Origin of the sequence: Burkholderia sp. JP2-270, assembly GCF_003233675.1 — a bacterium.
In the GTDB taxonomy this organism is placed as follows: Bacteria; Pseudomonadota; Gammaproteobacteria; order Burkholderiales; family Burkholderiaceae; genus Burkholderia; species Burkholderia pyrrocinia_C.
In genome coordinates this window covers 2,551,997-2,570,860 of the sequence record NZ_CP029824.1, presented here as the reverse complement: position 1 = coordinate 2,570,860, position 18,864 = coordinate 2,551,997, and the positions used below count along the sequence as shown (strand labels likewise).

The 18,864-nt window shown below is 64.4% G+C and carries 18 protein-coding genes and 2 pseudogenes; 11 read left to right on the top strand and 9 right to left on the bottom strand.

Annotated elements, in window-relative coordinates; translation table 11 throughout:
• Positions 1 to 20: 20 nt before the first annotated feature.
• The 5 genes and pseudogenes from DM992_RS42685 to DM992_RS12170 all read left to right on the top strand — a co-directional run.
• On the top strand, positions 21 to 299 hold the full coding sequence (locus DM992_RS42685; RefSeq protein WP_239511273.1) for a hypothetical protein: 279 nt from the start codon (positions 21 to 23) through the stop codon (positions 297 to 299).
• Positions 293 to 2,944, top strand: coding sequence for an ATP-binding protein (locus DM992_RS12185; protein WP_239511272.1), 2,652 nt, complete (start codon positions 293 to 295; stop codon positions 2,942 to 2,944). Before DM992_RS42685 ends, DM992_RS12185 begins: the two co-directional genes overlap by 7 nt.
• A gap of 182 nt (positions 2,945 to 3,126) precedes the next feature.
• Positions 3,127 to 4,257 (top strand): annotated as a pseudogene (locus DM992_RS12180) (IS3 family transposase); the annotation flags it as partial.
• Between the two features lie 63 nt (positions 4,258 to 4,320).
• Positions 4,321 to 5,589 carry an IS256-like element ISBcen18 family transposase gene (locus DM992_RS12175; RefSeq protein WP_081938342.1) on the top strand — a complete coding sequence of 423 codons (1,269 nt, stop codon included), beginning with the start codon at positions 4,321 to 4,323 and terminating at the stop codon, positions 5,587 to 5,589.
• Between the two features lie 44 nt (positions 5,590 to 5,633).
• Positions 5,634 to 6,047: pseudogene (locus tag DM992_RS12170) on the top strand (IS3 family transposase); the annotation flags it as partial.
• 157 nt (positions 6,048 to 6,204) lie between these two features.
• Here DM992_RS12170 and DM992_RS12165 read toward each other — a convergent pair.
• From DM992_RS12165 to DM992_RS12155, 3 genes are all read right to left on the bottom strand, one after another.
• The gene (locus DM992_RS12165; protein ID WP_111016989.1) at positions 6,205 to 7,695 is read right to left on the bottom strand and encodes an ISNCY family transposase; all 1,491 of its coding nucleotides are present in this window, start codon (positions 7,693 to 7,695) and stop codon (positions 6,205 to 6,207) included.
• Positions 7,696 to 8,020: 325 nt separating this feature from the next.
• Positions 8,021 to 8,509: a YbaK/EbsC family protein gene (locus tag DM992_RS12160; RefSeq protein ID WP_111016988.1), complete on the bottom strand. Its 489-nt coding sequence runs from the start codon at positions 8,507 to 8,509 to the stop codon at positions 8,021 to 8,023.
• A gap of 100 nt (positions 8,510 to 8,609) precedes the next feature.
• Entirely contained in the window at positions 8,610 to 9,596 is a 987-nt protein-coding gene (locus tag DM992_RS12155; protein WP_111016987.1) for a cysteine synthase A, read from the bottom strand.
• 127 nt (positions 9,597 to 9,723) lie between these two features.
• Between DM992_RS12155 and DM992_RS12150 the strand changes: the two genes are divergently transcribed.
• Together DM992_RS12150 and DM992_RS12145 are read left to right on the top strand one after the other, a co-directional pair.
• Positions 9,724 to 10,212 carry an adenosine-specific kinase gene (locus DM992_RS12150; RefSeq protein WP_111016986.1) on the top strand — a complete coding sequence of 163 codons (489 nt, stop codon included), beginning with the start codon at positions 9,724 to 9,726 and terminating at the stop codon, positions 10,210 to 10,212.
• Positions 10,213 to 10,536: 324 nt separating this feature from the next.
• Complete coding sequence (locus tag DM992_RS12145) at positions 10,537 to 10,824, top strand: YciI-like protein (RefSeq protein ID WP_034181375.1); 288 nt, start codon at positions 10,537 to 10,539, stop codon at positions 10,822 to 10,824.
• A 13-nt stretch (positions 10,825 to 10,837) separates the two neighbouring features.
• Here DM992_RS12145 and corA read toward each other — a convergent pair whose 3' ends face one another.
• On the bottom strand, positions 10,838 to 11,815 hold the full coding sequence (corA, locus tag DM992_RS12140; protein WP_111016985.1) for a magnesium/cobalt transporter CorA: 978 nt from the start codon (positions 11,813 to 11,815) through the stop codon (positions 10,838 to 10,840).
• 179 nt (positions 11,816 to 11,994) lie between these two features.
• Here corA and cydX point away from each other — a divergent pair, with 179 nt between their 5' ends.
• Together cydX and DM992_RS12130 are read left to right on the top strand one after the other, a co-directional pair.
• Complete coding sequence (gene cydX / locus DM992_RS12135) at positions 11,995 to 12,141, top strand: cytochrome bd-I oxidase subunit CydX (RefSeq protein ID WP_111016984.1); 147 nt, start codon at positions 11,995 to 11,997, stop codon at positions 12,139 to 12,141.
• Entirely contained in the window at positions 12,138 to 12,755 is a 618-nt protein-coding gene (locus DM992_RS12130) for an ATP-binding protein (RefSeq protein ID WP_034181372.1), read from the top strand. Before cydX ends, DM992_RS12130 begins: the two co-directional genes overlap by 4 nt.
• 100 nt (positions 12,756 to 12,855) lie before the next feature.
• On the opposite strand, the gene DM992_RS12125 is transcribed toward DM992_RS12130, so the two are convergent.
• On the bottom strand, positions 12,856 to 13,956 hold the full coding sequence (locus DM992_RS12125) for a saccharopine dehydrogenase C-terminal domain-containing protein (protein ID WP_034181371.1): 1,101 nt from the start codon (positions 13,954 to 13,956) through the stop codon (positions 12,856 to 12,858).
• Between the two features lie 456 nt (positions 13,957 to 14,412).
• On the bottom strand, positions 14,413 to 14,877 hold the full coding sequence (locus DM992_RS12120) for an Lrp/AsnC family transcriptional regulator (RefSeq protein WP_006481526.1): 465 nt from the start codon (positions 14,875 to 14,877) through the stop codon (positions 14,413 to 14,415).
• Positions 14,878 to 15,269: 392 nt separating this feature from the next.
• Here DM992_RS12120 and DM992_RS12115 point away from each other — a divergent pair, with 392 nt between their 5' ends.
• A complete protein-coding gene (locus DM992_RS12115; protein WP_111016983.1) occupies positions 15,270 to 15,815 on the top strand; it encodes a Spy/CpxP family protein refolding chaperone in 546 nt (181 codons plus the stop codon).
• Between the two features lie 130 nt (positions 15,816 to 15,945).
• Complete coding sequence (locus DM992_RS12110) at positions 15,946 to 16,377, top strand: PGDYG domain-containing protein (RefSeq protein WP_111016982.1); 432 nt, start codon at positions 15,946 to 15,948, stop codon at positions 16,375 to 16,377.
• A 33-nt stretch (positions 16,378 to 16,410) separates the two neighbouring features.
• On the opposite strand, the gene DM992_RS12105 is transcribed toward DM992_RS12110, so the two are convergent.
• From DM992_RS12105 to DM992_RS12095, 3 genes are read right to left on the bottom strand one after another with little or no spacing between them, the layout of a single operon-like run.
• On the bottom strand, positions 16,411 to 16,773 hold the full coding sequence (locus DM992_RS12105; RefSeq protein ID WP_111016981.1) for a DUF3022 domain-containing protein: 363 nt from the start codon (positions 16,771 to 16,773) through the stop codon (positions 16,411 to 16,413).
• Between the two features lie 13 nt (positions 16,774 to 16,786).
• Complete coding sequence (locus DM992_RS12100; protein WP_111016980.1) at positions 16,787 to 17,575, bottom strand: YhfC family intramembrane metalloprotease; 789 nt, start codon at positions 17,573 to 17,575, stop codon at positions 16,787 to 16,789.
• A 54-nt stretch (positions 17,576 to 17,629) separates the two neighbouring features.
• Positions 17,630 to 18,673, bottom strand: coding sequence for a LacI family DNA-binding transcriptional regulator (locus DM992_RS12095; protein WP_111016979.1), 1,044 nt, complete (start codon positions 18,671 to 18,673; stop codon positions 17,630 to 17,632).
• Positions 18,674 to 18,864: the final 191 nt, after the last annotated feature.

Here is an 18,864-nt window from a genome sequence, read left to right as displayed (position 1 = left end):
GGCAATTCGATCCGGACTGGATGCGCGCGTATCAGCGCCGGCTGCTGTCCGGCGGCGGCGTGGTGCTAGGCATCTTCATGCTGGCATGCGCGGGTGCGGTGGCGCGTGGCGAGTTCGGCGACTATCAGGCCGCGTTGCGGGCGCACTTCCTCACTGTGAAGTCGCAACTGCTGGTCCGCATGTCAGAAAACAGCGCGCTGCTGAAGCAACAGGTGGCGACGGCGCAAGGCGGGTGGAACGAGCACGCGCGCCCGACGCCGCAGCTCGAGCGGGCGTTCGTCGCGCGGGGGGATTGCTGACACACGACTTGTACGAGCTGAACCGGTCCTTCGCGCTGAAGGCCATCGTCGATGCCGCGCATCCGGCGAGCGAATACGGGCCGCTGCTCGCGATGAGCGAGCGGGTGTTCCAGGGCGGCAGGTGGGTCAAGAAGACGGAGCCGCTGACGAACGCGGTCTACATGATCGGCGCCGATGGCCGCTTCGTCACGCTGTCGTTGCACGTCACGTCCCGCTCGGCGCTGCCGCCGGCGCAGGCAGCACGGCTGCCGTCGCTGCTGTCGCAGGCGTGGCCCGACGTTGCGACGATGGTGCGCGACGCGGCGACTTACCCCGAGCGTGCGCCGGAAGGCGTGATCTGGCTGCCGCCGCGCGCCGGTATCGTCACGGGGGAACGGAGGCTGCGTATCGCATCCTGGGCGTTCGACAGCCGTGACCGACCGATCGTGCTGTTCGTCCAGACGATACGTCCCGAGCGCCTTCTGGACGAACTGGGCGACGAATCGCGCGGCGGCGCGTTCGCAGTCGTCGATCGCGCCGGGAACATCCTGCTGTCCGCGGCACCGCGAGCCGATGTGACGACGCTCGCGCACGTACTGGGCGGCGATCGCGTAAGCGGTATCGAGCAACAGTTTCGCGACGGGCGCTTCGTGATCCGCGATGCGATTCCGGGTACGGACTGGACGCTGGTCTACGTCTATTCGATGCGGACCGTGATGCGCGGCGTCGCGGCTCGCCTGTTCGAGATTGCCGGCGTCGCGCTATTCGGTTTGGCATTCCTGTGGTGCGGGATCGTGCTGGTCAACCGGCGCATTCTCGCGCCGTCCTACCGTAGCGCTTCGCGTCTGAAGGAAAGCGAGCAGCTCAACCGCACGCTGATCCGCACGGCGCCGATCGGTCTTGCACTGATCGGCGAAGCGCACGGCACGGTGTTGCTGCGAAACGAAGCAATGGCGCGCTACGAGACCGGCGCGGCGGGCGAGCCGCTGTCGCTGCGAATCTGGCGGACGTTCGCACAATCGCCCGATCCGCACGCCCCGGCGCGGCGACGGGCGATCGTTGGCCACGAGATTGCGCTCGCGGAGGCGGGCGACGGCGCGGAAGACATGCATCTGCTCGTCAACATCGCGCGCGTCCGATATCGCGGCGCGGATGCGCTGCTCGCGACCGTCAACGACATCACCGCGCGCAAGCAGGCCGAGCAGTCCCTTGTCGCGGCCCGGCATGCGGCGGATCAGGCGAACCGCGCGAAGTCGGTGTTCCTCGCGACGATGAGCCACGAAATCCGCACGCCACTCAACGCCGTGATGGGCAATCTCGAGCTGATGAAGCGCGGGCCGCTCGCTGATATGCAGCGCAGGCGGCTGGAGATCGTCGGTTCGTCGTCGTCTGCGCTGCTGCATATCCTCAACGACGTGCTCGACCTGTCGAAGGTCGAGGCCGGGCAATTGCGGATCGACGCGGTGCCGTTCGACTGTGCGGCATTGCTGCGCGAAGTCGCGCAGTCGTTCCGGCCGCTCGCCATCGCGAAAGGGCTGGACCTGAAATGCGACATCGCGCCGGACATGGCGCCGTTCCGCGTCGGCGATCCGATCCGGATCCGCCAGATCGTCGGGAACCTGCTTGGTAACGCGATCAAGTTCACGGAGTGCGGCAGCGTGGCGCTGTACGCGGCCGGGCGCGACGCGGTCGAGATACGCGTCGTCGACACGGGCATCGGCATTTCGCAGTCGGCGCAGTCGACGATCTTCGAGCTGTACCAGCAGGCCGACGAATCGATCCATCGCGAGTATGGCGGCACGGGGCTCGGTCTCGCGCTGTGCCGGCGCCTCGTCGACGCGCTAGGCGGCGAGATCGAGGTGCGCAGCAAGCCGGGCGAGGGCAGCGAGTTTCGCGTTCGCGTTCCACTGGCGATTGCGGCCGATGCGCCCGCAGCCGACGCGGCGCATGACTTGCTCGACACGGCCCCGCTGACGGGAGGCAACGCCATGCCGCTGCGCGTACTCGCCGTCGAGGATCACCCCGCTAGCAGGCTGCTGCTGGCCGATCAATTCCGCGAACTGGGCGTCGACGCGACGATCGTCGAAAGCGGCGAGCAGGCGCTGGCTGCACTTGCACGCGGCGGCTTCGACGTCGTGCTGACCGATCTCGGCCTGCCCGATATGGACGGCTGGACGCTGGCGGCCGCGATACATGAGCGCGATGCGCAACTGGCCGTCGTCGCAATGACGGCGCACGCCGGGCCACAAGAGGAAAAGCGCTGTGCGGACGCCGCGATTCGCGCGCTGCTGCCGAAGCCGGTATCGTTGCGTGCGCTGGAGCGGGCGTTCCGCGCGCATGTCCGCGGCGGATATGCGCGCGTGCAGACGCGCGCCGCGAACGATCATCCGCAATTGCCGAAAACCGTGATGGCCGCGATGCATCAGGTGACGCTCGCGTCGCTCGAATCGATCGACCGCGCGCTGGCCGGGCAGGATGCGCAGACGGTCGTGCGCGAGTTACATGCGCTGAGCGGCGGTTTCCTGTCGGTCGGACATGGCGTGCTCGCGGAGCTGTGCGGCGGGTTGGAACAGGTCGTCCACGACGAGGGCCTCGGCGTGTTCGTGGAACTTTGGCCCGCGCTGCACGACGAATTGACCAACGCGCTCGACTCCCTGGGCGCGTGAGAACGTTCGGGCATCGAACCCATCTCGACGATCACCAGGATCACCTTGAGTCGGTCGGCTGGATTCATGGCCGGCTCCCGCATATCCGCAGAAGCAGGCAGCTTGCCAGCTCAAAAACACGACATCTGTAAATAGCCAGAAGGGGGTGCGGCGGAATTCTTGGACTATTTGGGAGCTAGTCCATGTACTCATACGAAGAACGCATCCGAGCAGTCAAGCTCTACTTGAAGCTTGGAAAGCGCCTTACCGCGACCGTTCGTCAACTAGGCTATCCCACAACGAAATCGCTCGAACGCTGGTATCAGATGTACGAGCGATGTCTGGACTTGCCGAAGGAACGTATCTGCCTGAGGCCGCGCTATTCGGCAGAACAAAAAAAGGCGGCCACAGACCACTATATGACCCATGGCCAGTGTCTGGCAGCAACGACAAAGGGTTTGGGGTATCCGGGACGCGGAACGCTCGTCGCCTGGCTCGACGAGCTGCATCCAGAGCGAAAGAAGCGCGTTCTCGGGAAGGCGTCGGGTGTTCGGTATACACCAGAGCTCAGACGGACAGCGGTCATCGATCTATGCACTCGACGAGAAAGCGCAGAGGAAGTTGCTAAAAAGATTGGCGTGAGCCGGCCAACACTGTACAACTGGAGAAATCGGTTACTCGATCAGGAGGTCGTTTCAGCCATGACACGCCGCAACGATCCGCCGCAAACCTCGGAGAAAGCGACGCTGGAGCAGCAGATCGAATCACTCCGACGAGACATTCGAAAGCTCCAGATCGAACACGACATTCTGAAGAAGGCCAATGAAATAATAAAAAAAGGCCTGGGCGTCAACCCGCAACTCCTGACGAATCGGGAGAAGACGGCGCTGGTCGATGCCCTGAAACAGACTTACACGCTGCCGGAGCTCTTTGCTGAACTGGGGCTCGCCCGTAGCTCCTACTTCTATCACCGGGCACGGATACAAGCTGCCGACAAGTATGCCGGTGTACGCCTTGCCATCGCAGATATCTTTGAACTGAATCACCGCTGCTACGGATATCGCCGAGTGCGCGCGGCACTTGGCAGACAGAAAGTCTTCATCTCGGAGAAGGTCGTGCAGCGCTTGATGAAGCAGGAACAGCTAAGCGCAGCCACAGCGAGGCGACGTCGATACGGCTCTTACGCCGGAGAAATCGGTCCGGCTCCAGAGAACCTTATCAACCGGGACTTTCGCGCCGCAGCACCGAATGAAAAATGGCTCACAGACATCACAGAGTTCCAGATTCCGGCCGGTAAAGTCTATCTGTCGCCGGTCATCGATTGCTTCGATGGACGGACCTATCCGTCATTTCGTGGGCGGGGCATATCATGAGGTATAAAAGTCATGGATATGCCGATGAAGAAGAAGAGGCAAACCGTAGCGCGTCAGGCAGCGGCCCGCGGGCCGCTGCCTGAGTTGCCCAAGGAACTGCTGGACCAGTTGGTCAAGGGGCCGATGACGCCGACCGAGGTTCAGGATCTGATGCTGGCGTTCAACAAGGCGATCATCGAACGGGCGATGGGCGCCGAGATGAATCTGCATCTGGGCTACCCGTCGGGCCAGTCCAAGCCGGCCGGACAAGCCAACGAGCGCAACGGCGCCAGCGGCAAGACGGTCATCACGGATCGCGGCCCGGTTCGTGTCGAAGTCCCTCGTGACCGTGACGGCAGCTTCGAGCCGATCCTGATTCCCAAGCACGAGCGCCGCTTCACCGGCTTCGACGAACGCATCATTGCGATGTACGCGCGTGGCATGAGCGTGCGCGAGATTCAAGGGTTTCTGGCCGAGCAATACGGCACCGAAGTGTCGCCCGACTTCATCAGCTCGGTCACCGACGAGGTGATGGCCGAAGCGCTGAGCTGGCAGAGCCGCCCACTCGAGGCGATGTATCCGGTCGTGTTCTTCGATGCGCTGCGGGTCAAGATCCGCGACGACGGGGTGGTCAGCAACAAGGCCGTCTATCTGGCCTTGGGCATCCAAGCCGATGGCCAGCGCGATGTGCTGGGCCTCTGGATCGAGCAGACCGAGGGCGCCAAGTTCTGGCTCAAGGTGTTCAATGAACTCAAGACGCGCGGCTGCCAGGACATCCTGATCGCCGTGGTCGATGGCCTGAAGGGGCTAACCGAAGCCATCAGCGCGGCCTATCCGCGGACCACCGTTCAGACCTGCATCGTGCATCTGATCCGCAATAGCCTCGAATACGCCAGCTACAAGGACCGCAAGGTACTCGCCACGGCGCTGCGCCCGATCTACGCGGCTGCCAGCGAAGAGGCAGCAAGGCAAGCGCTGCAAGACTTCGCCGACGGACCTTGGGGCGCGAAGTACCCGACGATCGTGCAGTCGTGGCAACGCGCGTGGGAGCACGTCGTGCCGTTCTACGTGTTCCCGCCGGAAATTCGGCGAGTCGTTTATACGACAAACGCCATCGAGAGCTTGAACATGCAATTGCGCAAGATCATCAAGACGCGCGGTCACTTCCCGAACGACGAGGCGGCCATCAAGCTGCTCTGGCTGGCGCTGCGCAACGTACTGGCCAAGACCGTGAGGGCCGCCTTCGACTGGAAATCAGCGATGAACCAGTTTGCTATTCTGTTCGGCGAACGGTTTACGCAGGCGCGTGGATAACCTGTTGTTCAACCGCCTCGCCCACAAAAATGCGGACAGGTTCCGATGGACTGGTGATCAGTTGGTCGATCGGTACGCGGCCAGACGCCGAGCTTGTGAATACGATGCTCGATGCTGCCATCGAAGCAATCGATAGCAGCAACAGCCGGCCCGTGGTCCATTCAGATCGCGGTGCGCATTATCGCTGGCCGGGCTGGCTTACCCGGATACGTGAGGCCAAGCTGATTCGCTCAATGTCGCGCAAGGGCTGTTCGCCCGACAACGCGGCGTGCGAAGGCTTCTTTGGAAGGCTGAAAACGGAACTGTTTTACTCTCGAGACTGGCGGACCGTGAGCACCGACCAGTTCATTGAGGTGGTTGACTCGTACATTCGCTGGTACAACGAGAAACGGATCAAGATCTCGCTTGGCGCACTCAGTCCGATTGAATACCGGGAGAGCCTCGGGCTGACGACATAAACCAGTCCAAGAATTCCGCTGCACCCCCGAACACGACATTAGGATATGGCTGCTACACATCAATGTCATACCCGGATTCAGATGTCCACCTGCCAGCTATTTAAAAATGTCCGGTTTTAAGGTTGGTTTTGCTGCGTCTCTTTCTTCGCTTTAACCGTTACGCAGTGTCGAAGGTCGGCGCCTGAACGGGCAGGGCGCTTACGCTCGCTTCCTCAGCTTTTGCAGACCGACGGCCAGGTTTGTCCGCTGGCTTGGCGGTTTGACGACGTTGCGCCAGATCGACGATCACATGCTCGACGTCGGCCTGTGTGATCTTGCGTTGCTTCTTCTTACCCGGCTCGGCCTCGTTTCGGTTAGTCCGCGTCGAGTCGCCACGATGCGTTCGAGACGGCGCTTTACCGATTCGGCGGTTATCGCGTTGCGCCTGAAGCGCTTGCGCGACCTGCAACACATGGCTCAAACGCTTGTGCTCGACGACGGCACCCTGATCGATTTCAGCCAAACGATCGTACTGCCGGCAGCGCAGCACGCGATCGTCAGCACGGAGCTCGATCCGTCCATCCGGGTACTCCCACACCTCGATCTGCCGGTCGATCAGCTTCCTGTTCTCCGGCGTGTCGTCCAGTAAGTACATCACCCGGTCATACTGTACCGTCAGCGACTTCGTCACTTTCCGCGGCTCACGCCATGTCAGCACCACGTCCAGACTCTCGTCGGGCCGCAGCGGCCGGTGTGCATTGAAGTCGCTCTTCGGCGGCTTCGCGAAGCGTGTGTTGTAGGCGGCCATGAAGGAGGGCGCGTATGCGTTGGCGTCGGCCACCGTGTTAATTCCGCGCAATCGCATCTCCTTGACCAAGCGGTCCTGCAACGTCAGATGCGCGCGCTCGACGCGCCCCTTGGCCGAGCTGCTGTTCGCGCAGAACGTGTCGATGTTCAGCTCGTACATCGCGCGGCCGAACGGCGTCACACGGTTACCGGTCTTTCCTGGCTTCACGTTGCGGAATACGCTGGCCTTGTCGCTGTAGAACGCCCCAGGTTTGCCGTGCCGTTCGATGTATGCCCGTGTTGCCTCGAAGTAGCTGAACGTCGATTCGGTCTGCGTGAAGTGCAGCATCATCAGCCGGCTCGTTGCGTCGTCCACATACACCAGCAGCGTGCAGGCCGGCGCCCGTTCCTCGAACCACCGATGATCGCTGCCGTCGATCTGAATCAATTCACCGAGGCACGCCCGGCGCGCACGCGGCTGATAGACCTTCGGCGGTCGTTGCCGACGCGGAATCCATAACCCAGCCTCCGTCATTAGCTTCCTGACCGTCTCCTTGGCCAGCCGAATGCCGTGACACTCCCAGAGCTTCTCGCAGGCCAGCGTCGGCCCGAAATCGGCGTAGCGATCACGGATGATCGACAGCGCCCGGTCAGCGGCTCCTGGATCCAGGCGGCGGTTGCCGGGCTTCGACCGGTGTCCCGACACCAATCCCACCGGGCCGTGCTCACGTAACCGGGCGACCAGTCGGCGGACCTGCCGGCTCGTCAATTCCAGCCGTTCCGCTGCACGCCATGGTTTGAGCTTGCCGTCGGCTACGTCCTGAATGACCTTGAATCGGTCCAGCTCTCGCATCGTCATCGTGATCCGCTCCGTTGCAGCCATCGCAGCCTCCGGCGCCGGATACCCGGCGACCGGTCAGCTTACGCGGCCCGAAAGCGGACATTTCTATGTAGCCAAAAGCGGACATTTCAATCTAGCCACTACAATCAAAATGTTCGATAACTATGATTATGTCAAATATGATATCCATCCAAAAACCTCACTAAAATCGTCGCCAGACAACGCCCCAATCGCGTCTCTCTAGCCTCCCGCCGCTGTTCTTTCCCGCCAAAACGTCGAACTCCACCTCGAAATCAAGGACACATGGCGACTCACGACGACCCTCCTGGCCGTCGTCGTCCCCAACCAGCCACAACAACCGCTCGCATCAGGACGACATCATCCCTTGCATCCTGTGCGAAAAATGCGCGCGCTCGGCCGTTTCCATCAGCGTCAGGAATTCGTCCTGCGTCATGTGGATCAGCGCTTCGTGGTCGCCGGCCTCGAAATAGACGTCCGGCTGCTGCGCGAGGCGTTCCTCGAGGAACGTCTTCATCCCGTACGCCATGCAGACCGGCGGCAGCGCGCCCATGTCGCAATCCTTGAAGAGTTCGCGCAACTCGACCTCCCGGGCGAGCACGAGATGGCGCCCCGTCTTCACCCAGAGATCCGACAGGCGCACTGCATGCGTCGTCGGCAACACGGCGGCGACGTAACCCTCGTCGTCCTCGAGCAGCACGGTTTTCGCGAGGCGATCGCCTGGAATATGCGCGGCGGCGGCCGTCTCCATGCTCGTATGGCTATAGGGGTGGTACAGGACTTCGTACCGCGATGACTTCTGGCGCAGGCAATCCTGCAGGGTGGCTGACACGGACATGGCACACCTCGTCTGACGAATCGAGCGAACGGCGTTCGCACCGGATTCGTTCAGCATAGTTCGCATTCGGGCCGATGGAAATCGCCGCCTCGCCCCCTCGTCATACGGGCTCCAATCCAGGTTCCAACCCCTTTTCGCGCAGCCATTCGCGGTTGAAAAGCCGTGCTCGATAGATATCGCCGCGATCGCACAGCAAGGTCACGATTGTGTGCCCCGGGCCCATCCGGCGAGCCAGCCAGACCGCCGCCGCGACGTTGATGCCGCTCGATCCGCCGACGTACAGCCCTTCTTCGCGCAGCAGCCGGTAGACCATCTTCACGCACTGCGTATCGTCGATCCGCACCGCGTCATCGATTGGCGCACCGGCGAGATTCGCGGTGACGCGCGTCGAGCCGATGCCTTCGGTGATCGAGTTGCCTTCGGCGCTGAGGTCGCCCGTTTTCACGTAACCGTAGAGCCCGCTGCCGTGGGGATCGGCCAGCACGATCCGGACCTCCGGATTCTGCTCCTTCAGGTAGCGGCTCACGCCCGCCAGCGTACCGCCCGTGCCGGTCGCGCAGACGAACGCATCGACCGTGCCCGCCGAGTCGCGCCAGATTTCCGGCCCGGTCGTCTCGTAGTGCGCCTGCCGGTTGACGACGTTGTCGAACTGGTTTGCCCATACCGCGTTGTCGAGTTCGTCCGCGAGCCGCCCGGCAATCTTCTGATAGTTGTTCGGATCACGGTACGGCGCTGCCGGCACCGGGCGTACGTCGGCGCCGAGCGTGCGCAGGATCGCCATCTTGTCCGGCGATTGCGTGTCGGGAATCACGATCACGCAGCGATAACCGCGCGCCGCGCAGATATGCGCAAGACCGATGCCCGTGTTGCCCGCCGTGCCCTCGACGACGGTGCCGCCCGGCTTCAGCGCGCCGCGCTGCTCGGCGTCGCGGATGATGTAGAGCGCCGCGCGATCCTTCACCGAGCCGCCCGGATTCATGAATTCCGCCTTGCCCAGGATCTCGCAGCCCGTTTCCGCGCTGAGCTTCGCCAGCCGGATCAGCGGCGTGCGCCCCACGCAGTCGACGAAGCCCTGTCGCACATCCATGCTCCCCTCCTTTGCGCTCGCGCTCGCGGCACCATACACAACGAAGAATAGGACGCGCCGGCCGCCGCGTACTAAGCTTGGAGAGCCTATTGCGGCGCGCGCGCCGCATCGCCAGACGAGGTCCGCCATGCTGCAATTGCAAACCGTCGCCGTCGACAAGCCCGAGGCCATGAATTTCATCCTCGGCCAGTCGCATTTCATCAAGTCCGTCGAGGACATCCACGAGACGCTGGTCGGCACCGTGCCCGGCATCCGTTTCGGGCTTGCGTTCTGCGAGGCATCGGGCAAGCGGCTCGTGCGTCGTTCCGGCACCGATGCGGAACTCGTCGAACTCGCGTGCCGCAACGCCAGCGCAATCGGCGCCGGTCACGCTTTCATCGTGTTCCTCGGCGACGGTTTCTATCCGGTCAACGTGCTCAATGCGATCAAGGCCGTGCCGGAGGTCTGCCGAATCTACTGCGCAACCGCGAACCCGACCGACGTGATCGTCGCGGAAACCGCGCAAGGACGCGGGATCGTCGGCGTCGTCGACGGTTTTCCGCCGCTCGGCGTCGAGAACGACGACGACGTGCGCTGGCGCAAGGATCTGCTGCGCACGATCGGATACAAGGCGTAGCGTGGGCCGCCGGGGCGGACGGGTCATGATCCTGTCTCTTCTGCCGGGCCCTGTCCTGCAGACGCTGCGGCGGCATCGGACGGACCTTCGTGCCTCGGCTTTGTAGGACAAGCTGCAAAAGCCCATGCATCAATGGCGCGTTGGCGACGGGGGTTTCAGGGCGCAGGATCAATAGACCGTTAGTTGCATTTTTGAGAGCAAGGATACGCTTTCGCTTGCGTCGCGCGGCCGCCGCCGGCTGTCCTATACTGGCCGCAGCAGACTGACCGGCAGGCGCGCCGATACACCACCGGCCACAGCCGCCGACTCTTCCCGGAGCAACGCATGCATTACCAGCTGATTTACGAACTCGTCGACGATTACCTGTCCCGTCGCGAACCGTTCCGCGCCCAACATCTCGCGCTCGCGCAGGCCGCGACCGAGCGCGGCGAACTCGTGCTGGCCGGCGCGCTGTCGGACCCGGCCGATCAGGCCGTGCTCGTGTTCGAAGGCGATTCGCCGGAAGCGGCCGAGTCGTTCGCGCGCGCCGATCCGTACGTGCAGAACGGCCTCGTGAAATCCTGGCGCGTGCGCCCGTGGCGCGTCGTGGTCGGCAAGCACGCGCCGCGCTAGGCACGAAGAACGGCTACAGCCACCCTGCCCGCTTGAAGCGCCACCACAGCGCGAAATCGGCAACGACCATCACGGCAATACAGCCGTAGAAGCCGTATTTCAGGTGCAACTCGGGCATGTTCGCGAAGTTCATCCCGTAGATGCCGGCAATCATCGTCGGAATCGCGAACAGCGCGGCGAACGAGCCGAGCCGCTTGGTCACCTCGTTCTCGGCGAGCGAGATCATTCCGAGGTTGACCTGGATCGCCGTCACGACCATCTCGCGCCGCCCTTCGATCGTCTTCACGATCCGCTGCAGATGGTCGTACACGTCGCGGAAGTAATGCTCCATCCCGCTGCATATCTGCGGAATGCGTCCGCCCGTGAGCTTCGCGAGCGGCTCGATCAGCGGCGCCGTGTGCTGGTGCAGCAACACGAGGCGGCGCTTCAGCGAATAGAGATCCTCGATGATCGCGCGCGACGACGCGGGCGTGGCCTTCGTGAAGATGCGGTCCTCGAGTTCCTCGAGCTCCGCGCCGAGCGTTTCGAGGATCGGGAAATAGCGGTCGACGACCTGGTCCATCAGCGCGTAGAACACGAACGCCGAGCCTTCCTGCAGCAGATGCGGCTCGCGCTCGCAGCGCTTGCGCACATCGCGGAAGTCCTGCTCGGTGTGGTTGCGGATCGACAGCACATAGTTCGGGCCGACGAACACGTTCAGCTCGCCGACCTTGAGTTCGCCGTCGCCGTCGAGTTCGACCATATGCAGCACCGCGAACAGCGAATCGCCGTACTCCTCGATCTTCGGCCGCTGATGCCCCTTGCGGGCATCCTCGAGCGCGAGCTCGTGCAGCCCGAACTCCTCGCCCATCAGGTCGATTTCGTCGGGCGTCGGATCCTTCAGCGCGACCCACACGAAGCATTCGGGCTTCGACACGTAATCGCTGATGGCGTCGATATCGATATCGGCCAGCTTGCGGCCGTCCTGGTATGCAGCACAGTTGATCAGCATGTTGTCCGTGATGTTGCCGTTTGCGCATCAGTTTACCGTTTTGCTGCACGGTCGGCCCGGCTTGCGCGGCACACCGATATTGGTCATGATCGTGCTGCGTGCACCGCAGCACGCGCACCAACGCACTGCGGCACGTACACCGCACGGCCGTGCGGCCCAACCGTCAAGGAGACAGACCCATGTGGTATTTCTCGTGGATACTAGGCATCGGCGTGGCACTCGGTTTCGGCATCATCAACGCGATGTGGCTGGAAGCGGAAGTGTTCTCGCGCGGCGACAAGCGCAGCGACGCGTCGAGCCAGGGGTCGGGGAGCAAATATTCGTGACGCACCTGGTGTTCTTCTGCGGTCACGCCGGCACCGGCAAGACCACGCTCGCGAAGCGGCTCATCGGGCCGCTGATGCGCGCGACCGGCGAAGCTTTCTGCCTGCTCGACAAGGACACGCTGTACGGCCGCTACAGCTCGGCCGCGATGGGCGCGCTCACCGACGATCCGAACGACCGCGACAGCCCGCTGTACCTGAAACATCTGCGCGATCCGGAATACCACGGCCTGCTCGACACGGCGCGTGAAAATCTTGCGCTCGGCATCAGCGCGATCGTCGTCGGCCCGCTGTCGCGCGAAGTGCGCGACCGGCGCATCCTCGACCGCGCGTGGCTCGGCATCGCGCCCGACGTCACGCTGACGGTCGTCTGGGTCCACACGTCGGAAGACGTCGCGCACGCGCGGATCGTCGCGCGCGGCAACCCGAACGACGCGTACAAGCTTGCGCACTGGGACGAATACCGGCAGCGCCGTTTCGTACCGACCGGCCACGAGTGCGACGGCATCGTGATGTTCGACAACACCGCGCCGTCCGACGCGGACGTCGACGCATTGCTGTACCGTATCGTGCCGCCCGCGCCCGCCGCGACGATCGTCCCGCCGCTGCCGGCCTGACCGGCACCGGCGCCCTTCTCTCTCCCCGCAAAAAACAACGCCGGAAGCGCTGCTGCGCTCCCGGCGTCGTACGGCCCTCGTGCCTGAGACTGGCCGGTGGTCAGGCCACCGCGTGCACGCGCTCCATCGTGCCGCCTTCGTACAGCTTGCCGAAGCGGTTCGACAGGAACGCCTTCAGCGACACCTTTTCCTGCGGGATGAAACCGCTCTGCGGCAGCTTCTTCTCGCGGAACAGATCCAGCACCGCGCACATCGCGCCGGCCGTCGTGATCTGGATCGCGCTCATGTGCATCCCGCACACGTCCTTCGCGAAGATCTTGCGCGTGAACACGTCCTGCACGAGCTGACCGTCCTTCACGCCCGTCACCGTGACGAACACGAGCACGACGTCCTGCTTCGTCGACGGCACCGCGCGGCGCATGATCGACTTCAGCGTGTCGCGGTCAGTCGACAGGCGCAGGTCCTCGAGCAGGAACTGGACGAGCTCGCGGTGGCCCGGGTAGCGCACCGACTTGTAGTCGAGCGTCTCGACCTTGCCCGACAGCGTCTCGCACAGCGTGCCCAGGCCGCCCGACGTGTTGAACGCTTCGTATTCGGTGCCGTCGAGCGAGAAGTGCTCGAGGCCTTCGAGCGGCTGCACCCACTGCTTGCGGCCGTCGCGGATCGCTTCGCACGGCTGGCAGTATTCGTTGATCAGGCCGTCGACGCTCCACGTCAGGTTGTACTTCAGCGCGTTGGTCGGATACTCGGGCAGCGCGCCGACGCGCATCTTCACGTCGCGCACTTCGCTGAAGCCGTTCACGAGTTCATGCGCGGCGATGCCGATGAAGCCCGGCGCGAGGCCGCATTGCGGCATGAACGCACGGTCCGAACCGTCGGCCAGTTCGCGGATCGCGTGGGTCGCGCGCACGTCTTCGGTCAGGTCGAAGTAATGGACGCCGGCAGCCTTCGCGGCGGCGGCGACATTGACCGCGAGGTAGTAAGGCAGCGCGTTGACGAGCGCATCGAAGCCCTTCACTGCTTCGCGAATCGCGTTCGCATCGGCCGAATCGACCCGTTGCGTCGCGATGCCTTCGCGCGACAGCTTTGCGAGCGCATCCGCATCGCGGTCGAACGCGACGACTTCGTAGTCGCCCGTTTCACGCAGCATGTGAGCAATGGTGTGACCGATCAGACCTGCGCCGACGATGGCGATTTTCATGCGCTTATCTCCTGATGATGGGTTGGTGTTGTGGACGGCGTTGAGCCATGAACACAGTTTAGGGACGCGCAAAATCAGTTCCAAGACGAAGAATGATGCGAAACGACCTATAATTTCGACGCAATGACGATTCATTTCGTCTAAACGACCAAATCATCTAAAAATCGCGTATAGCTCGTGCCGCAAGCGGACCGTTACGGCCTGCGTTCTCGAAGGCGGAAAGAAGGAGGAACGACGCGCGCTCGTCATGCGCGGAAATACGCAAGCGAATGCGGCATGGATGCGTCGAACGACGCGTGGAAACGGCCGTCTGCGCCCCTGCGGAACATCGGGCACGGCGGTGTCAAATATGTGGAGGCTCGTGCATTCGGCGCGCACGAATGTGCTCGCGGATCACGCAGATATCCGTGCGAAATGTTCGACTGCGACATCAAATGCGATGTCGCGAGGCACGCATCACCCGCCGATCGTCCCCCGATCGATCTTGCGCGACAGGATGATCGACGTCGTCGTGCGTTCGACGCCTTCGAGCGTGCCGATCTGGTCGAGCAGGTCGTTGAGCCGTTCGGGCGAATCGGCGCGCAGCCACGCGACGTAGTCGTACTCGCCGCTCACCGCGCACAGCAACTGCACTTCGGGCATCCGGTCGAGCTTGCGCAACACGTCCTTGCCGAACTTCGGCGTGAGGATGATGCCGACATACGCGTAAATGCTCGCGTCGAGCACGTCCTGCCCGAGCCGGACGCTGTAGCCGGCGATCACGTTGGTGCGTTCGAGCCGCGCGATGCGTGCGACGACCGTCGTGCGCGCGACGTCGAGCTGGCGCGCGAGATCCGCGACGCTTGCGCGCGCATCGGCTTGCAGCAGCGCGACGAGCTGCCGGTCGAGATCGTCGAGTTGGTCGAGGCGGGGTGGACGCATGAGGCCGGGCCGGCGTGCGATGCGCCGGCTAAGTGGAAGGTGACGCGATGATAGCGCCGAACGCCGGTACGCCCAAACGGCATCGCACGACTGCACGACTGTGCAATCGCGCGCCGTCATGCGGTCTCGCTGCCTTGTTCGTGCGCAACGGCCGCATCCGGATCGCGCCTGCCGCTCACTTGTCGAGCCGGTCGCCGGCACGTGCCGGACCATCGCCAGCCCCGCACCGACCGCTATGTCCCTTTCAATTTCGATTCGTATCGGATGTAAGCAAGTGTCGCATTCACTACCGCGCTGCGCGCAACGTGCTACTAATAATGTGCGACGCGAGATGCGTGCTTGCGGCAACTGCCGCCGCGCCCGCTCGCAGGACACCACCCGGAGAGCCAACCATGAAGAAAATCTCGCTCACCCTCGCTACGCTCGCCGTTGCAGCCAGCGCGTTCGCGCAAACCCCGGCGCAGCCGCAAGCGCCCGCTCCGGCCACGACGGCCGCGGCGTCGGCCCCGAGCGCCGAGCAGCGCGCGGCACGCCACGAAGCGCGCATCGAGCAGCGCATCAAGTACCTGCACGACCAGTTGAAGATCACGTCGGCGCAGGAACCGCAATGGAAGACGTTCGCCGACACGATGCGCGACAACGGCGAAACGATGGGCCGCCTCTATCGCGACCGGATGGCCAAGCACGACGTCTCCGCGCTCGACGACATGAAGCAGTATGCAGAACTGTCGCAGGCGAACGCCGACGGCGCGAAGAAGCTCTCCGACGCATTCGCGCCGCTCTACGAGAGCTTCCCGGCCGAGCAGAAGGCGCTGGCCGACACGACGTTCCGCAACTGGCTGCACCACGGCGGCGAGCACCGCGGCAAGGGCAAGACGAAGGGCAAGGAAGGCAAGGCGGCAGCCGCGCCGGCCGCAAGCGCACCCGCGCAACCCTGACGCCCTCCCCGCCGGCGCCGCGCTGCCCGTCCGGGCCGATCGGCGCCGCGCGTCCTGCCGGCGATCGGCGCGCATCACACGGCGCGCCGAATTCGGGATAAGCTCCCGGCTTTTCCCGCACCTCCTCGCCATGCTCGAACTCAAGCACATCGATCTGCGTACCGACCCGCAGGCCCGTCACGTCGTCAAGGACGAAACCGTCGCCGTTTCATTCGCGCACGCCGACGGCGAACTGATGAGCCTCGAAGGCCCGAACCGCTATGTCGCGGGCGACGCGCTGATCACGGGCTCGACCGGCGACCGCTGGGTCGTGTCGCGCGCGCGCTTCGACGCCAAATACCTGCCCGCCGATCCGGCACTCGCGCACGGCACACCGGGCGCCTACCGGAACCGGCCGGCCGTCGTGCTCGCACGCCGGATGGACGAGCCGTTTACGATCGCCCGCTCGGAAAACGGCGACACGCTGCGCGGTGTCGCCGGCGACTGGGTAATGCAGTACGCACCCGGCGATTACGGCGTCGTGCAGGCGCAGCGCTTCGCGCAGGTCTACCGCGACGCGTAATCCGCCGCGCCGGCATGATGCCGGCGCGGCGGATTACGCAAAGTCTTCGTCGAGTTCGAGTTCCGCGTTGCGCTCGACGGCCTCGCCGGCCGCGTGTCGCTCCTCGAGCGACCCGAGCATCGCTTCGGTATACGCATGCAGCACCGCATGGCTGCGCGCGCGCTGCATCGGCTTGAGCGCGAGATAACGCGCGAGCGCGGCCGGCACGATGCGGATATCGAGCGTCATCCGCTTCGGCGTCGCGCCGAAACGCATTGCGAGCCAGTGCACGGACAGGAGCCGCCCGCGCTCGTCGCTGCTTTCGGCGAAGCGCGTCTGCTCCGGAAAGAGATCGCAGATCACGCGCGCGAGCGCGTCGAATTCGGCGCTCTGGCATTCGATCAGATAGTCGTCCATCCCGTCTCTCCCGTCAGGCAGCCGTACGCGGCGGCCGGCACGTCTTCACCATCACGGCGACCAGGATCGCGGCCAGCACGAAATACGCGGCCTCGACCCATGCAGCCGGCAGCACGCGCACCTGATACAGCAGCGCCGGCGCCGCGGCGAGCGCATGCAGCACGATCGCGAGCGGCAACACGCCCGTACGGCCGGCGCGCACGCCGCGCCAGACCAGTACCGACAGCGCAAGCTGCAGCACGAACGCCGCGCAGCGTTCGAGCAGCAACAGCAGGATCGACTGCACCGACAACGTCGCGAGCATCACGTGCAGCCGCACGACGGTATCGCCCGGCAGGTCGGAAAGCTGCGTCTCAAGCTGGCCGCGGCTTGCCAGCCACGCGAGATACGACCACTGGCCCCACACGAGTACGCCGACGAACCACGCTTCGGCGCCGCCGTGGCCGATCCCGTAGCCGATTGCGCGACCGTCGCCGGCCGACGTGCCGTAGCGCCGGTTCAGGAAACGCATCCCGAGATAACGGCCGACTTCCTCGAATACGGCGGTCGCGAGCGCGCTGTAGGCAACGAACGCGAGCGGCTGCGTCAGCCAGCCATCCGCCGGCGTCCGGCTCAGCACGAGACCGTGGAATGCGCGTTCGACGATCATCGCGAACAGCGTGAAGACGGCGACGCCGACGATCGTGTCGCGGCGGTTGAGCGCGAGCGGCTTGCGCAGGATACGGAAGAGGACGAGCGGCAGCAGCGCGATGATCAGCGTGGCGGCAATCAGCACCGCCAGCGTGACGGGAGCGACAGTCATGTATTTCCTTGTTCGGGGCAGCGCACCTGACGCGCTGCGTGCCCCGCATGATACTCAGCTTGCGGTCGACGCGCGCACAATCAGCTCGCCCGGCAGCATCGCGACGCGCACGTCGCCCGCTGCGCCGTCGATCCGCTCGTGCACGAATTCGACGGCCTTGTAGCCGATTTCGTAGGTCGGCTGACGGATCGTCGTGATGCCGATCAACTCGGCCCATTCCGGATCGTCGATCGACAGCAACGCGGCCTTCTGCTGCCACGCGGCGCCGAAACGCGCGCGCAGGTGCCGCGCGATCGCGAGCGCGACCGGCGCGTTCGCGGCGAACAGCGCCGCGCGCACGCCGCGCCGCGTTGCGTCGTCTATGCGCGTATCGAGGTCGGTGAGCGCCGCCGCGGCCGCGGCCGGCTCGTTCAGGTCGAGCACGACCGTCGCCGGCACCGGCAGCCCGCGCGCGCCCAACGCCGCGCGGAACGCGGCCTCGCGCACGCGCCGCGAGCTGACGTGCTCGAATGGCTGCACGACGAAATGGATCGCGTCGAAGCCGTGCTCGATCAGGTGCGCAAGCGCCGTCTCGATCGCATCGGCATTGTCGAGGCCGATCAGGTCGGCCTCAAAGCCCTCGACCGTCCGGTCGACGAGCACGGCCGGGATGCCGGCGCCGCGCAGCGGGCGCAGCACGTCCTCTTCGGCGCCGAGCGCGTTGACGATCAGCCCTTCGACACGGTAGGTCGTGAGCAGCTGCAGGAAGCGGCGCTCCATCTCGACCTCGTTCGCCGCATGGCAGATGAGCGGCATGTAGCCGAGCGCATGGCACGCGGCCTCGACGCCCTGCAACACTTCGACGGTATAAGGATTGGTCAGGTCGGCCGCAAGCATGCCGAGCAGCCGGTTGCGGCCGCGCTTGAGCCCGCGCGCCATCTGGTTCGGCCGGTAGTTGAGGCGCGCGATCGCCGCCTCGATCCGCTGGCGCAGATCGACGGACAGCACATGCGTTTCGCCATTCAGGTAGCGCGAAACGCTGGTCTTGCCCGTGCCGGCCTCGCGTGCGACATCGCTGATCGTCGCCGGACGCGGCGTGGAAGGATGCGAATCGGTCACTGTCGTGCCTCGCGACGTACGATCCGTGCCGCTTCGTGAGCGGACGGACCTTTGTTGTTGGAAACGTAAGCCACCCGGCGGACTCCTCTGTCGACCAGCGTTTACGCTGGTCCCATGCTTCGCGGTCGATCAGCGTCAGCCCTTCGGCGCTTACGCTGGCCCCATGCTCGCGGTCGATCGGCGCCGGCGCA

What these genes read in the sequence shown, in the direction of transcription:
- DM992_RS42685 (WP_239511273.1), top strand. Translation starts at nt 21, where the DNA reads ATGCGCGCGTATCAGCGCCGGCTGCTGTCCGGCGGCGGCGTGGTGCTA.
- DM992_RS12175 (WP_081938342.1), top strand. Translation starts at nt 4,321, where the DNA reads ATGAAGAAGAAGAGGCAAACCGTAGCGCGTCAGGCAGCGGCCCGCGGG.
- DM992_RS12165 (WP_111016989.1), bottom strand. Translation starts at nt 7,695, where the DNA reads ATGGCTGCAACGGAGCGGATCACGATGACGATGCGAGAGCTGGACCGA.
- DM992_RS12160 (WP_111016988.1), bottom strand. Translation starts at nt 8,509, where the DNA reads ATGTCCGTGTCAGCCACCCTGCAGGATTGCCTGCGCCAGAAGTCATCG.
- DM992_RS12155 (WP_111016987.1), bottom strand. Translation starts at nt 9,596, where the DNA reads ATGGATGTGCGACAGGGCTTCGTCGACTGCGTGGGGCGCACGCCGCTG.
- DM992_RS12150 (WP_111016986.1), top strand. Translation starts at nt 9,724, where the DNA reads ATGCTGCAATTGCAAACCGTCGCCGTCGACAAGCCCGAGGCCATGAAT.
- DM992_RS12145 (WP_034181375.1), top strand. Translation starts at nt 10,537, where the DNA reads ATGCATTACCAGCTGATTTACGAACTCGTCGACGATTACCTGTCCCGT.
- corA (WP_111016985.1), bottom strand. Translation starts at nt 11,815, where the DNA reads ATGCTGATCAACTGTGCTGCATACCAGGACGGCCGCAAGCTGGCCGAT.
- cydX (WP_111016984.1), top strand. Translation starts at nt 11,995, where the DNA reads ATGTGGTATTTCTCGTGGATACTAGGCATCGGCGTGGCACTCGGTTTC.
- DM992_RS12125 (WP_034181371.1), bottom strand. Translation starts at nt 13,956, where the DNA reads ATGAAAATCGCCATCGTCGGCGCAGGTCTGATCGGTCACACCATTGCT.
- DM992_RS12120 (WP_006481526.1), bottom strand. Translation starts at nt 14,877, where the DNA reads ATGCGTCCACCCCGCCTCGACCAACTCGACGATCTCGACCGGCAGCTC.
- DM992_RS12115 (WP_111016983.1), top strand. Translation starts at nt 15,270, where the DNA reads ATGAAGAAAATCTCGCTCACCCTCGCTACGCTCGCCGTTGCAGCCAGC.
- DM992_RS12110 (WP_111016982.1), top strand. Translation starts at nt 15,946, where the DNA reads ATGCTCGAACTCAAGCACATCGATCTGCGTACCGACCCGCAGGCCCGT.
- DM992_RS12105 (WP_111016981.1), bottom strand. Translation starts at nt 16,773, where the DNA reads ATGGACGACTATCTGATCGAATGCCAGAGCGCCGAATTCGACGCGCTC.
- DM992_RS12100 (WP_111016980.1), bottom strand. Translation starts at nt 17,575, where the DNA reads ATGACTGTCGCTCCCGTCACGCTGGCGGTGCTGATTGCCGCCACGCTG.